The sequence below is a fragment of the Pseudomonas sp. Lb2C2 genome (assembly GCF_052112205.1).
In the GTDB taxonomy this organism is placed as follows: Bacteria; Pseudomonadota; Gammaproteobacteria; order Pseudomonadales; family Pseudomonadaceae; genus Aquipseudomonas; species Aquipseudomonas kilonensis.
Genome location: NZ_JAUTYW010000005.1, coordinates 413725 through 427725 on the forward strand (window position 1 = coordinate 413725; position 14001 = coordinate 427725).

Annotated in this window: 10 protein-coding genes; 1 reads left to right on the forward strand and 9 read right to left on the reverse strand. The window is 60.5% G+C overall.

Features of this window, described 5'->3' with window-relative positions; translation table 11 throughout:
• Nucleotides 1-19: 19 nt before the first annotated feature.
• Both Q7F16_RS17305 and Q7F16_RS17310 read right to left on the reverse strand, forming a co-directional pair.
• Nucleotides 20-1441, reverse strand: coding sequence for an amino acid permease (locus tag Q7F16_RS17305; protein WP_409556112.1), 1422 nt, complete (start codon nt 1439-1441; stop codon nt 20-22).
• Between the two features lie 470 nt (nt 1442-1911).
• Complete coding sequence (locus Q7F16_RS17310; protein ID WP_409556113.1) at nt 1912-2373, reverse strand: REP-associated tyrosine transposase; 462 nt, start codon at nt 2371-2373, stop codon at nt 1912-1914.
• A 362-nt stretch (nt 2374-2735) separates the two neighbouring features.
• On the opposite strand from Q7F16_RS17310, the gene Q7F16_RS17315 reads away from it, so the two are divergent.
• On the forward strand, nt 2736-5849 hold the full coding sequence (locus Q7F16_RS17315) for a transglycosylase domain-containing protein (protein ID WP_409556114.1): 3114 nt from the start codon (nt 2736-2738) through the stop codon (nt 5847-5849).
• Here the strand turns inward: Q7F16_RS17315 and Q7F16_RS17320 are convergent.
• The 7 genes from Q7F16_RS17320 to Q7F16_RS17350 all read right to left on the reverse strand — a co-directional run bounded on the left by Q7F16_RS17320 (nt 5846) and on the right by Q7F16_RS17350 (nt 13761).
• A complete protein-coding gene (locus tag Q7F16_RS17320) occupies nt 5846-6334 on the reverse strand; it encodes a CS1 type fimbrial major subunit (protein WP_409556115.1) in 489 nt (162 codons plus the stop codon). The two genes, Q7F16_RS17315 and Q7F16_RS17320, sit on opposite strands and share 4 nt — an antisense overlap.
• 268 nt (nt 6335-6602) lie before the next feature.
• Entirely contained in the window at nt 6603-7085 is a 483-nt protein-coding gene (locus tag Q7F16_RS17325) for a CS1 type fimbrial major subunit (RefSeq protein WP_046064843.1), read from the reverse strand.
• 44 nt (nt 7086-7129) lie between these two features.
• Nucleotides 7130-7873 carry a pilus assembly protein gene (locus Q7F16_RS17330; RefSeq protein ID WP_046064844.1) on the reverse strand — a complete coding sequence of 248 codons (744 nt, stop codon included), beginning with the start codon at nt 7871-7873 and terminating at the stop codon, nt 7130-7132.
• 60 nt (nt 7874-7933) lie between these two features.
• Complete coding sequence (locus Q7F16_RS17335; protein ID WP_409556116.1) at nt 7934-9178, reverse strand: hypothetical protein; 1245 nt, start codon at nt 9176-9178, stop codon at nt 7934-7936.
• Between the two features lie 47 nt (nt 9179-9225).
• Complete coding sequence (locus Q7F16_RS17340; protein WP_409556117.1) at nt 9226-10467, reverse strand: hypothetical protein; 1242 nt, start codon at nt 10465-10467, stop codon at nt 9226-9228.
• 150 nt (nt 10468-10617) lie between these two features.
• A complete protein-coding gene (locus Q7F16_RS17345) occupies nt 10618-13149 on the reverse strand; it encodes a CS1-pili formation C-terminal domain-containing protein (RefSeq protein WP_409556118.1) in 2532 nt (843 codons plus the stop codon).
• Between the two features lie 126 nt (nt 13150-13275).
• Nucleotides 13276-13761: a CS1 type fimbrial major subunit gene (locus tag Q7F16_RS17350; RefSeq protein ID WP_046064847.1), complete on the reverse strand. Its 486-nt coding sequence runs from the start codon at nt 13759-13761 to the stop codon at nt 13276-13278.
• Between the last annotated feature and the right edge of the window lie 240 nt (nt 13762-14001).

The following is a 14001-nucleotide window of genomic DNA, read 5'->3' on the forward strand; positions in this document are numbered from 1 at the left end:
CTCATACATCGCATTAAACCTACGAAGCCGAGCGCACCGCCCCCGCTACATCACCCGTCGGCTGCAACTTGAACGTGTAAAACAACACCGTCAGCAACACCAGGAATGCCGGGCCCACGTACAACGCCACGCGGGTATCCGGGAAGTACGCCATCAGCCCCACCACCAGCACCAGGAATGCCAGCGCCAGGTAGGAGCTGACCGGGTACAGCCACATGCGGTATTTCAGGGCCGCACGCTCCGAAGCGCTGAGGCTTTTGCGGAACTTGAGCTGGGCCAGCAGGATCATCACCCAGGTCCAGATCGCGCCGAAGGTGGCAATGGACGTCACCCAGACGAAGACCTTCTCCGGCACCAGGTAGTTGAGCAGCACGCCCAGCAGCAATGCGGCGATGGACAGCAGCAACGCGCGGCGCGGCACGCCGTTGGCCGAGGTGGTGGCGAAACCGGCCGGGGCCTGGCCGTTCTGCGCCAGGCTGTAGAGCATCCGCCCGGTGCTGAAGATCCCGCCGTTGCAGGACGACAGCGCGGCGGTGATCACTACGAAATTGATGATGCCGGCGGCGGTCTTGATGCCCAGGCGCTCGAAGGTCATCACGAACGGGCTGCCCTGGGTGCCGATTTCGTTCCACGGGTAGATCGACAGGATCACGAACAGCGCGCCGACGTAGAACAGCAGGATCCGCCAGAACACCGAACCGATGGCGTTGGGGATGGTTTTCTGCGGGTTCTTCGCCTCACCGGCAGTCAGGCCGATCATCTCCACGCCCAAGTAGGCGAACATCACCATTTGCAGGGACATCAAGACGCCGGACACGCCGTTGGGCATGAAACCGCCGTGGGCCCAGAGGTTGGAAAGACCCAGGGCCACGCCGTCGTTACCAAAACCGAAGGCGATGATGCCGACACCGCCGATGACCATGGCGATGATGGTCACGATCTTGATCAGGGCGAACCAGAACTCGAACTCACCGAAGGCCTTGACCGCGATCAGGTTGATCGAGCCCATGCTGACCAGCGCCGCCAAGGCCCAGATCCAGCGGGGTACATCGGGGAACCAGATGCCCATGTACACCGCCACCGCGGTGATTTCCGCCACGCAGGTCACCAGCCACAGGAACCAATAGTTCCAGCCGGTCAGGAAACCGGCCAGCGGGCCGAGGTAGTCTTGGGCATAGCGGCTGAACGAGCCGGCCACCGGGTTGTGCACGGCCATTTCACCGAGGGCGCGCATGATCACCAGGATCGCCAGGCCGCCAAGGATGTAGGACAGCATGATCGCCGGACCGGCCATTTCAATGGCCTTGGCCGAGCCGAGGAACAGCCCGACACCTATGCAGGCACCGAGCGCCATCAGGCGGATATGCCGCTCACCGAGTTCACGTTTGAGCGGACCGCCCTGAGCGGTCTCGCCATGGGGCAGATGATTGCCGACAGGCATAGGGATACAACCTCGTCTTGTTATTGGATTAGCCCCCGAGCGTCCAAAGCCACAGGCCGATAGGCCTGCCACCTTGCCGACGCCGGGTCTGTCTTGTGGACAGACCGTCCTGTGGAACCACAACCTCAGGATCAGCGGGCCATGCAGTATAAAAAGCCAGGGATAGAGAGTTTCACTGTAAAACACGGGAAATTCAGGGATAAGCCTGCGCCAAAAGTTGCTTTTTGGAGAGGCGTTGTCTGGGATTACAGGTCATACGGAAACGGCACCGAGTATTGCACAGCAATGGTGCAGCGTCATGTATGGGCGCAGACCGATGGCTCTAGCACAAGGCTTTCAGGTACCACTTCACCTTGTAGCGAGGGAGCTTGCTCCCGCTCGGCTGCGCAGCAGTCGCCCGCTTTAGAAGCCGAAAAAGCGAGGGCGGCTTCGCCCCCCAGCGGGAGCAAGCTCCCTCGCCACAAGAGCAGCTAGAGCCATACCGTGTCCCAGAGCGGGTAATCGCCAATGCGATCCACCAGCCCTGCCCGAAGCGGATTGGCAATGATGTAGCGGGCGGAAGGCCGAAGATCCTCGTTGTCGCGGATCGCGCGGTCATGGAAGCCGCTTTGCCAGAAGGCGCCTTTTCTGTTCATTGCTCGATTGATTGTGAGGGTGCTGCGGGATTTGACTACCTGCATCACATGCGTGAGCTGAGCTTGCTCTAGCTGCACCAGCCAATGCAGGTGGTCCGGCATCACAACCCAGGCCAGCGAATTGACCTGACCTCGCTCATGAGCCAGGCGCATTTCTGCCACCAATAAGCGGCCCTGCTGCAAGTCCTTGAAGATCGGTGTGCGTTGGTGAACGACTGCAGTGACGAGGTAGCCTCGCCCCGGCTCCGAAGAGCGTCCGTGACGCAAGCGATGAGAGTTTGGACGTGAAGGATGCATTCCTTGGCTTCCTATGGTTGGGGGATCTACTTACGGTAGCTTCGCCTGCGACGATCCGATGCGATGATGGTTGAGCGACTTTTCCGAAAACGACGTAGTACCCGTGGCGAGGGAGCTTGCTCCCGCTGGGGGGCGAAGCCGCCCTCGCTTTTCAACCGCCGTATGTTCTCCAGCCATGCCACCGTTGCGTCTGCTGCGCAGCCGAGCGGGAGCAAGCTCCCTCGCCACAGAAGCTCTGTTGATCAATTGCATCTGACAAGTGCTCGCGTATGGGCTTACCCACAATTTCCCCGCCCCCCACGCCAACCACCGTCTAAGCTTCAAGCAAGTCCGATCAATCTGCGTGAATGGATCAGTCGACTATGGGCGCTTTGTGGCAAACCGATTCGAATGAACCTGTGGTCCCGACTGAACGTATGGAAGAAGCGCCTTTACCTCAAAAAAAACGCCGCGCACGGCATGGCTGGCGGGCATTCTGGTTGTTGCTGCTGATTATCGTGGTGGTGGTCGGCCTGGCGGTGGCCAAGGAAATGCGCACGTCGCGGTTCCAGGCCCGGGAGCTCAGCAAATACGCTGAGTCCTTGAGCTATGCGGTGCAGCCGGGGCCCAGCGATGCCATCGTCTACCCGGGTGCAGGCCCGTTCGACCGGCGCTTGGGCTACAGCGCGCTGGGGGAATTCCTGCCGCGCCTGCTCAAGCGCGACTACGTGATCCAGGCCCAGGCGCGGTTCTCGCCGGCCTTGATGGGCTACGTCGAGAAAGGCCTGTTCGTACCCTATTCGGAAAAAATCCAGGCCGGGCTGACCATCACCGATTGCCGCGCGGCACCGGTCTATCAGTTCAAATATCCGCAGCAACTGTATGCGAACTTCGAAGCGATTCCGCCCGTGGTGGTGCAAAGCCTGTTGTTTATCGAGAACCGCTTTTTGCTCGACCCCAAGCAACCGCTGGCAAACCCGGCAGTGGACTGGCCGCGCTTCGGCATGGCGGCCTGGTCGCAAGTCGCCAAGCTGTTGAGCTTGCCGGGACAATCCGCTGGGGGCAGCACACTGGCGACGCAACTGGAAAAATACCGGCACTCCCCCGAGGGCCTCACCGTGTCGGGCGGGGAAAAAATCCGCCAGATGATTTCCGCCAGCGTGCGGGCTTATCAGTCCGGCCCGCAAACCCTCGAGGCGCGGCAGCGGATCATCCGCGACTACCTCAACAGCGTGCCGCTCTCCGCCGTGCCGGGGCATGGTGAAGTCCATGGCATGGCTGAAGGCTTGCGAGTCTGGTACGGCGCCGATTTCAAGCAGGCCAATGAACGCCTGTCCAGTACCGCCAACGACCCCAAGAGCCTGGCAGAAAAAGGCCTGGCCCTGCGGGAAATGCTGTCGTTGATGATCGCCCAGCGCCGGCCGTCCCATTTCCTCTCCAAGGGCCACGATGAGCTGGCGCGCCTGACCGACAGCCACATTCGGCTATTGGCGCAGAACGGCGTGATCGATGCGCCACTGGCCGCGGCGGCCCTGGCGAGCAAGGTCAGTTATCGCGACTGGGTCAAGGACCCGACCGTCCAGCCCAACGAAACCAACAAAGGCATCAGCGCCGCCCGCAGTCGCCTCGCCGCCCTGCTCAATCGTCCGCTGTACGATCTCGATCGCCTCGACCTTTCCGCCACCAGCACCTTGCAAAGCGACTTGCAGGCCCAGGCCACCGATTATCTCAAGCGCTTGGCCGACCCGGCCTTCGCGACCGAGATCGGCCTGATGGGCGAACGCCTGCTGACCCCCACCAGCACCACCCAGGTGCGCTACAGCTTCACCCTGCTGGAACTGACCCCCGACGGCTCGCGCGTGCGAGTGCAGACCGACAGCACCGACCAGCCCTTCGACATCAACGAAGGCAGCAAACTGGAACTGGGCTCCACCGCCAAGTTGCGGGTGCTCACCACCTATCTGCAGATCATCGCCGAACTGCACGAGCGCTACGCCCAGCAAACCCCGGCGGCGTTGAAGAAAGTCGATATCGCCGAACAGGACCGCCTCTCCCGCTGGGCGGTCGACTACCTGATCCAGGACACCGACCGCAGCCTGCCGAAAATGCTCGAGGCCGCGCTGGAGCGTACGTATTCAGCCAGCCCCGGCGAGGCGTTCTTCACGGGCGGCGGGCTGCATACCTTCAACAACTTCCGTAAAGAAGACAACGGCCGCATCCCCACGCTGCGTGACTCCCTGCGTGAATCGATCAACCTGCCGTTCATCCGCCTGATGCGCGACCTGGTGCGCTACGCCACTTATGCTGGCCCCAATAACAGTTCCGAGTTGCTCAAGGACGACAAGGACCCGCGCCGCCAGGAATACCTGGCCCAGTTCGCCGACCGCGAAGGCACCGCGTTCCTGCTCAGGTTCTGGAAGAAGTATCAGAAAAAGGACACCGGCCAGCGCCTGGAAACCTTCCTCGACGGCATGCGCCCTACGGCAATCCGCCTGGCCGCCGTTCACCGTTATTTCTTTCCCAACGACAGCCAGGAGAACTTCAACCGCTTCGTGCGCGCACATTTGAAGTCGGCCAAGAGCGCGGAAAAACTCACCGACGAACGCCTGGAGCGGCTCTACCAGAGCTACGGCCCCGGCGCCTATGATTTGCCAGACCAAGGCTTCATCGCCAAGGTCCACCCGCTGGACCTGTGGTTGATGGGTTACCTGCTCAACAATCCCGACGTCAAGTTCAGCCAGATCGTCAAGGCCAGTGAGTTCGAGCGTCAGGAAGTCTACAGCTGGCTGTTCAAGAGCCGGCACAAGAGCGCCCGCGACAGTCGCATCCGCACCATGCTGGAGGTCGAAGCTTTCCTGGATATCCACCAGCGCTGGCAGCAAGTCGGCTACCCCTTCGACCACCTGGTGCCGTCGCTGGCCACCGCCATCGGCAGCTCCGGCGACCGCCCCGCCGCGCTGGCGGAACTGGTGGGCACCATCCTCAACGATGGCATCCGGCAGCCGGCACTGCGTGTCGACAGCCTGGACTTTGCCGTCAATACGCCCTACGAGACACGCCTGGTCAGCGACCCGGATAACGGCAAGCGCGTAATGCCCGTAGAGGTAGCCCGGGCCTTGCGCGGTGCGTTGTCACAAGTGGTGGATGCCGGCACCGCCAAACGCGTGGCCGGCAGTTTCAAGCTGGCCGACGGTACACCGCTGGCCATGGGCGGCAAGACCGGCACCGGTGACAACCGCATCGAAGCCGTCGGTTCCGGTGGGCGGGTGATCAGCTCCAAATCGATCAACCGCACCGCCACTTTCGTGTTCTACATCGGCGACAGCCATTTCGGCACACTGACCGCCTTCGTGCCCGGTGCGTCGGCGCAAAACTTCAAGTTCACCTCGGCCTTGCCGGTGCAGGTGCTCAAGGGCATGGCGCCGTTCCTCTCGCCCTACTTGCAGCCGGGCAGTCACACCCAATGCAAACCACTGGTGGCGCTGCGACAGAACTAAGGGGTTACGCGAGGCACCGCGTCGAAGATCACGGTCAAGTCGGCGGTGTACAGGCCGTGCTGACCGTCGTAGACCTTGTCCGAGGCCATGATGTGCATGTCCGCCTGGGTGCCTGGCGTGGACGTTGCGTCATCCACCACTTCCTGGGACACACCGGTCAGGCGGATATTGTTGAACCTGACGAGCAAGGGAATGGCGTCGCTGCCGTTGGTCAACGACGCCTGGCCGCCCTCGAGATAGGCATGGACCGAGCCATCGGTGTGCTTCACATCGAAGGTCTGGCGCAGCGGGCTCAGTTGGCTGTTCACCGGGTCGAAGTGCATGACCTCATCCTTGCCGAAGTCCGGATTGCGCGGCTGCACATGGAACTGCTTGTTGGGAATGTTCGCGCTGATATGGATGGCAGTGCGTGCATCATCAGCCGCCAACACCAGTGAAGGACTCAGGGCCGCAAGGGTCGTCATGAACATCACTTTTCTAAACATGCTTGATACCTTTTCAGAGTAATGAAACGAAGTGGAGACCACCTTGTATCGAGGGCGCTTGCTCCCGCCGGGTTCCAACCCACACCTTTGTTCCTCACGACGCAATTGATCGTTCCCACGCTCTGCGTGGGAATGCATTCCGTGACGCTCTGCGTCACCTTCCAGAAGCGGAACGCGGAGCGTCCCTGGCGACATTCCCACGCAGGAGCGTGGGAACGATCGAAACCGAGACACTCGTAGCCCGTATTCCAACCCACACCTTTGTTCCTCACGGCGCAATGGCATCGAACACCATGTGCACCGTGCCGTAGTAATCGCCGGGCTTGTAGTCGTCGGCGGGCTTGATCGCGGCGATTTCCAACGGCACCTGGCGCCCGGGGCGGGCCTCGATGGCTGACACCACGTGGTTCGAATCCAGGGTCAATTCGACGTTGTTGAACCGCACCCGCAGGTCGATGCGCTCACGGCCGTTGGACAAGTACGCCTCTTCGCCCAGGCGCGCGCCGATGGCACCGTTGCTGTTCTTCACCTCGTAGGTCGCCCGCAACGGGCTGAGCTCGTTGGTGATGGTGCTGAACGGCAAGCGTTGTTCACGCTGGACCAACTGCGGGTCGAGGGGCAGCACATAGAAGTCGAGCGTCGGGATGGTCACGTAGAGTTCGAAGGTTTCCCGTTCGACCGCGCCCCAGCCCGGGCTCCAGGGCAGCATCAGAGCGGTCAATGCGAGGGGGCGTAGCAGTGTCTTGAACATATTGATTACCTGTGGCGTCAACGACGGTTCGGCGACGGCAACCGTCAACCCTTGATCTCGACGGTTTTGCTCTGGCCGCCCTCGATCAGCGTGAAGCGATATTCACGCCCCGCCTCCTTGTCGAACGAAAACACGCGACCGGCCATGACATGGTGTTTGGTGGTCGGCCGGCAGTCGTTTTCTTTCTTCACCGCACAATCCTTGAACTCATCGAGCACCAGGACACTATTGCCGTTGTTGCGCATCACATAACGACTGGCGCTGTCATCGATCACCGTCTCGAAACGGGTGTCCTTGGGTCGCACGAAAAACACCGTGCCGTAGCCCGCCAGGACCTTGACCCCCGCCGCCACGCGTTCTTTCTTGTACTCTTCGCGCTCCTGCGCACTGACGGCAAATTCGTCCTCCGCTTCCGGCACCACCGGCACGAAACGCACCCGGAAGTAACGCTCCTTGTCGCGGTTGCCCATGAACAGCAAGCGCGTGCCCTGCATACCGTTGGCCGGTACGATCAGCCGTGCCGGGCTGGCCATCAGGCCATCCTTGGCCATGGCACTGGCCTGGTTCTGCAGCGGCACCTCCTGGTAGGTGCCGTCCTCGTTGTAGATGATTTCCAGGATGTTGACCTTGACGAATGCCGTCGACGTGCCGCCGTTGAACACCCGTTTCATGTAGGTGCTTTTGTCGCCATCAAGGTAGTCGTAGACCACCCCGACACCAATCTGCGGCCCGGCCTGGGCCATGCCGCAAAACAGATAAAACCCAACCCATGCCCATAGATGTTTCATCACTTCTTTAACCTCATGCATTAAACGTAATTCACTGAATATGGCTGGCCCTAAGGGCACTCAGACTTCCGAATCCCAGATCACCGTGACGTTGCCGGTATAGGCCTTGGCGCCGCTGTCGAGCATCTCTTCGACGCCGGTGCGGGCCACTTCGAAGTGCAGGGTGCCGGGCCGGCGATCGATGTAAAAACCCGGCTGGAACAGCTCGGTGCCACTGCCGTCACGCAACAATCGACGGTGGTTGACAGGCTGATCAGCCGCGTCCGTCAAACCGTCGGGCAGGCTCACGCTGATATCTACTGGCACGGCATGGCCGGAACCGGCCTCCGATACGGCACAGGTATTGCCGCTGACGTGCTGGCACTCGAGCATCATCTTGAAACGTGAGGACGTAGAAATATGGAAGCGCTGGTCACGAAACAGGCGGGTCGGCTTGCGCCCGCTGTTCAACCAGGATTGCCAGCCTTCCTGGGGTACGAGCTCTACTCGATTGCCGCCTGGGGGCACGTCGATCTTGAGCGTGTGTTCGACATCCAGTTTGAAGTTGAGGGTTATCACCGAATCACTGGCAACCATGACATCGCCCATGTCGACGTCTCGACCCGGCCCGACACCGTAGGTAATCGACCCTGTGTATTGGCCGGACGACATCCTCAGTGGGTTGGGTGTGCGCAGTTCGTAAGCAAAATCCAGATAGGTGTATCTCAGGGAAGGAACCAAATAATTGGCCCTTTTTGCACACGTCCCCTCTGTCGGGGTTTTCCAGAAGAACTTATAGGTTCTCTCGGTGTACCAACCAAGGCCGCTGTACCGACAGGGCGAGGGAGCATAGACCCAGGCAAGACCATTCCATAACAACTCATGGGCTCTCCAAACGCTCACGCCTCCGCCTACCAGATCGACCGCACTGCTCGGGAGCTCATGCAGTGCCCCCAAACCGGACCAACGTACTTCAACGAGTGCCGTTTCACCTGTACCGGTATGAGTCACTTGCGTGATGCGCCAGTCGGCGGGCACATTGAACATGGCACCTTGCCGGGGATCCCCATGATTCGCCTGGATGGGACCGCTCGAATTGAAGTTGATTGGCAAGCGGATGCTGAAGGTCGAACTCCCACATTGCGATGGATACTCTTGGCAATAACCGCTACTAGGCGTGGTGTTGACGAATGTATTCTGCTGAGGCTTCGAAGGGTCGGGCCTGAACAATGCGGTGATGTTCTGGTTCAGTGCATCGGCCGTCGATGCACAGGTCAACACCATCACCGATACCAAGCCTTGCACTGCCATTGGTAACTGCTTCATCTCTACCTCATCCTCAAATCGGCCCGGACTGCCCAAGCCACTCCTTTTTAAACTTCCGAATCCCAGATCACCGTGACGTTGCCGGTGTAGGCCTTGGCGCCGCTGTCGAGCATCTCTTCGACGCTGCTGCGAGCCACTTCAAAGTGCAGCGTGCCCGGCCGGCGATCGACATAGAAACCGGGCTGGAACAGTTCGGTGCCGCTGCCGTCACGCAGCAACCGGCGACGGTTGACCGGCTGCCCGGCGGCGTCGGTCAAGCCATCGGGCAGGCTGACGCTGACATCCACCGGCACGGCATGACCGGTGGCGGCTTCGGAGATTGCGCAGGTATTGCCGCTGATGATTTGGCATTCGAGCGCCATCTTGAAACGGGAAGAGGCGGAGATATGGAAGCGCTGGTCACGAAACAACCGCGTTGGTTTGCGGCCGCTGTTCAGCCAGGATTGCCAGCCTTCCTGGGGGACCAGTTCGACCCGGTTGCCGCCGGGGGGGACTTCCACCTGGAGGGTGTGTTGGACTTCAAGATTGAAATTGAGCGTGAGCGCCGAATCGTTAGGGAGCATGACATCGCCCATGTCGAAGTCCTGCCCTGGTCCAATACTATAGGTCAACGACCCCGTATATTGCCCGGATGACATATTCAAAGGATTGGGAGTGCGCAGTTCGTAGGCAAAATCCAGATAGCGGTAAGTCATGCTGGGGATCAAGTAACGAGCCGTTTTTGCGCATACACCTACTACCGGGGTGGTCCAGAAAAAACCATACCAATTAACGCCATAGGGCGCATTACCGCCGAAACGACATGGCGAGGGCGGAGTGACCCAGCTAGAGCCCCATAACATTCTATGAGCCGTTTGGGCGTTGACGCCGCCACCGACCAGATCGGCTGCATTAACAGGAAGTCGGTATTCCGAACCTATGCCGGACAAACGTATTTCAACGATTTCAGTTTCACCCGTACTTGCATGGGTTACTTGTGTCGGGCGCCAATTGGCAGGTACTTTGAACATCGCACCTTGCCGAGCGTCTGCATGGTTTGGCTCGATAGGTCCGGTCGAGCTGAACGTTATGGGCAGCCGAATACTGAACATCGTCGTCCCACATTGCCCTGGATAACTTGCACAATAACCACTGACCGGCGTGGTATTACGAAAGGCATTTTCGTTGGGCTTGGAAGGATCCGGCCTGAACAACGCGCTAATGTCCTGGGTCAAGGCATTGGCCGCAGGCACGCACGAAAACAACAACACCGAGACCACGCTGCGCACTGCAACCGATAAGGGTTTCATTTATACAACCTCATACATCAAGACAGATCACCGCAAATAGGTGGTGAAAAACTCACCTGTGGGAGCAAGGCTTGCCCGCGATGCAGGCGCCCGGGTCTTCAGGTGAACGGCGTTATCGTTCATCGCGAGCAAGCTTTGCTCCCACGATTCTCATGAGCGCTGCTTCGTCCCGGCCTCGGCCAGCGTCGTATCGGCCAGCGTGTCTGGCGTACAGCGCAAATCACCGATCATCAACACATCGCCTTCGCGGCCGGCGTTGTCCGGGTCGAGGCGGAACCGGCAGAACAACTCATTGCCGTAGCGCACTTCCAGGGTGGGCGAGCCGGCGTTCATTTCCATGGAGAAAAACCCGTCCGCCTCGCTGACGCCGCGGCTGGCGTGGTTGATCACGTGGTGGCCACGAAGCGGCTGGCCCTGGTCGTCCAGCAGGCGCCCGAGCACCGTCACGGTTTTCATCACGTGGATCTTGCGGTAGTCCACCCCACCCTTGTTCAGGTGATAACGGGTGCGTGAAGGCTCGATGCTCGCCGCTGGCGGATGCACGCCGTCGAAGTCAAAGGTCACCATGCTGTTTTTGTAGGCGGTGATGGGGACGAAGTTACGGCCCGGACGCAACGCGGTGCTGCCGCCGGTCAAGTCATCCGCGCGCAGGACGACATTGTCCAGATCGGTTTCCACGTCGACGATCATGCCGGCGCCGCGCCCCTGGGGCACGCCGGTGAAAGCGGCTTTCTGGCCGCCCACGGCCACGGTGCTGCTCAGGTTCAGGCCGCCGGTGAGGTTGTCGTTATAGGACGAGCGCTGGACGAAACCGTCGCCGTAGAGCGAGTCGGTCATGAAACTGGCGATGCCGGACAGGCCCACGCCATAGGTGTCGGCCAGCGCCGTGGCGGAGACGCTTTGCAGCACATGATCTTCCAGGTTGCGGCGATAGGTCAGCGAGCCATTGTGGTCCCGATCGCCGTCTCGCGAGGTGCGGGTGCCGATGCTGCCCGACCAGTACTCGCCCGGCCCGCCCAAGGCGACGCTGACGCTCAGGTCGACCCCGCGATTGCGGCGGTCGGCGGTACTCGAGGTGCCGGGGCGGTCGAACACCGACAGCCGCCAGTTGGCATCGCTGCCACGCAGCTTGCCGCGCTGGGTCCAGCCCAGGTCCAGGCCGGTGCCCTGGACATTGCCTTCGCTGTAGGCCAACCGTCCGTTGACGGAGGTCTTGTTGCTCAAGCGATGATTGACCGACAGCGACGAGTTGCTGGTATGGCCGACGAACACGTTGCGCTGGCGGATACGGGTGCCGTCCGGCAGGGTTTCATAGGTGTTGCGGGTGTCCAGCCAACTGCGGTTGTGGCTGGCCACCACGCTGCCATGGCCGTAGCTGTACAAGCCTTGCACGTCCATGCCGGTGCCGTATTGCTGGGTCTGATAGACGTTGGCGTACAGGCTGGTGTTGGTCGCCAGCGTCCAGTCCACCGAGGTGCCCACTTGCAGTTTGTCCTGCACCTGACGCGTGGAGGCGCCCAGGATCACTCGCGGATGCAGCAGGTAGTTGAGGCCGACGCCCGCCGTCGTGAAACCCGAGGGCTGGTCTTCCCAGTTGCTCCAGAGCCTGGTCTCGCGCCCGGCGAACAGGTTGTAGCGCCAGCGATCTTCGACGTTGCTCCAATTGTTGGGTTTGTAGACCAACTCCTGGCTGGTGGCGGTGGTTTGCCCGTCCTCGATCAGCCGCACTTCCACTTCATAGATGCCGCCGGGCAAGGGCCGGGTGTCCAGGCTCTGCAAGCCGGCGGCAACCGCCTGGGTGTTGATCAGCAGGCCGCTGCGGTAAATCTCCACTGACGCCTGGCGGCTGGCGGTGACATAGATGGGGTAGACGCTGGGCTTGGGATTTTCGATCGCCAGGCTGTCGGAGCTGCCGTACATCACCCCCAACGCGGTGTCCGGGTTGGCGCCGAACGAACGGATCTGCCGATTCAGGCCGTCGGAGCTGGGCGTGAAATAACCCAGGCGAAAAAAAGTCCCTTCCATCTCCCGTTGGGTGTAGAGCTCATGGACGGCGTGGTACAGCTTGTCGTCCGGCCCGCCAAGACGTGAGAGCTGAAGGTCCAGCGACTGGCTCCAGTTGCCCACGCTGGAACTGGCGTTGAGGCCATAACGCCCGCCGGTATCCTGCTCCTGGCCACCGTTGATATTCAGTTGGTTGTTGAAGATCAGGCCGAGGCTGCCGCCTTCCGGTTGATCGTAATAACGCTTGGTTTCGGTGGTGCGCTCCACGTCCCGGGTCAGGATCGACACCAATGAATTTTCAAGGCTGTAGTGCACGGCCAGCAGCCCGGACGGACAACTGCCTTCACAGGCGCCCAGTACTTGTCCCTGCTTGAGATGCTGCGTCCATTGCTCGCGTTCGACAGCTTTTATGGTGCTGTCCTGCGTGTCGGTGAATTCGATCAGGGTGATACGATCATCCCGCGACAAGACCACCATGGCTTCGCCGAGGTACTGTTGATTGAGTTCAATACGAACCGCCAGAGGCACATCGAAGAAGTGCGATTCAAACTCCGCCGGCAGGCCCTTGGCCTGGGACAACAGGCTTCTCGGCGTGGTACCGGGGGCAGTCGGCGCGGCCAATGCATTCGCGCACAACAATAGCGCGAGCGCACCCGCGATGGGTGTCATCGGAAACATCAACGGATTCTCATAATCTGCGAGCGATCAGGGCGTTTCAGGTGCTGGCCGCCCGGCTGGGGAGCGCCGGACGGCCTGCGGCGATGCCCGTGGAATGAGTTGGAGCTCACCGGGCATCGAGCGGTATCACGGGCGCGGCACGGCGTCGAAGATCACGGTCATGTCGGCGGTGTACAGACCGTTCTGGGTAGCCAGGGGTGTGGCCGCGGCGATGGTCATGTCAGCCTGGGTGCCTGGCGTGGACGTCGCATCATCGACCACTTCCTGAGCGATGGCACTCAGGGTGACACCATTGAACTTGGTGGTCAGGGCGATGGAATCGCTGCCGTTGTACAGTGCCGCCGGGCCACCTTCGATATAGGCATGAACCGAACCTTCGGTGTTCTTCACGTCGAAGGTCTGGCGCAGCGAAGTCAAGGTGCCGCTGACCGTGTTGTAGCTCATGATTTCATCCTTACCGAAGTTCGGGTCACGTGGCTGCACGTGGAACTGCTGGGTCGGAATGTTCGCGGTGATGTGGATAGCGGAGCGTGCATCATCGAGCGCGAATACTGGCGCAGCGCCCAAGGCAGCGGCAGTCAGGGAAGCAGCGGTCACGAATTGTTTGAGCATGTTGTTAACACCTGTTCTTGGCATAAAGAGAAAGGTTGAAGTTGCAGTTCAACAACAACTTGATCTGCTCCTCCAACGCCGGGGCATGATCGACTCTTTGCAACTAAAAAAAAGCAGGCAGATTCCCACAATCGTGTAGTAAATCCGGCACACGAATGCGCGAAAAAGTACCCCTCTTCTGATAAATCTCAAGTTTGGATGTCAGAAACTACCCACACGCCCAGAGGCGCTACGGCATTG

What these genes read in the sequence shown, in the direction of transcription:
- Q7F16_RS17305 (WP_409556112.1), bottom strand. Translation starts at nt 1,441, where the DNA reads ATGCCTGTCGGCAATCATCTGCCCCATGGCGAGACCGCTCAGGGCGGT.
- Q7F16_RS17310 (WP_409556113.1), bottom strand. Translation starts at nt 2,373, where the DNA reads ATGCATCCTTCACGTCCAAACTCTCATCGCTTGCGTCACGGACGCTCT.
- Q7F16_RS17315 (WP_409556114.1), top strand. Translation starts at nt 2,736, where the DNA reads ATGGGCGCTTTGTGGCAAACCGATTCGAATGAACCTGTGGTCCCGACT.
- Q7F16_RS17320 (WP_409556115.1), bottom strand. Translation starts at nt 6,334, where the DNA reads ATGTTTAGAAAAGTGATGTTCATGACGACCCTTGCGGCCCTGAGTCCT.
- Q7F16_RS17325 (WP_046064843.1), bottom strand. Translation starts at nt 7,085, where the DNA reads ATGTTCAAGACACTGCTACGCCCCCTCGCATTGACCGCTCTGATGCTG.
- Q7F16_RS17330 (WP_046064844.1), bottom strand. Translation starts at nt 7,873, where the DNA reads ATGAAACATCTATGGGCATGGGTTGGGTTTTATCTGTTTTGCGGCATG.
- Q7F16_RS17335 (WP_409556116.1), bottom strand. Translation starts at nt 9,178, where the DNA reads ATGAAGCAGTTACCAATGGCAGTGCAAGGCTTGGTATCGGTGATGGTG.
- Q7F16_RS17340 (WP_409556117.1), bottom strand. Translation starts at nt 10,467, where the DNA reads ATGAAACCCTTATCGGTTGCAGTGCGCAGCGTGGTCTCGGTGTTGTTG.
- Q7F16_RS17345 (WP_409556118.1), bottom strand. Translation starts at nt 13,149, where the DNA reads ATGTTTCCGATGACACCCATCGCGGGTGCGCTCGCGCTATTGTTGTGC.
- Q7F16_RS17350 (WP_046064847.1), bottom strand. Translation starts at nt 13,761, where the DNA reads ATGCTCAAACAATTCGTGACCGCTGCTTCCCTGACTGCCGCTGCCTTG.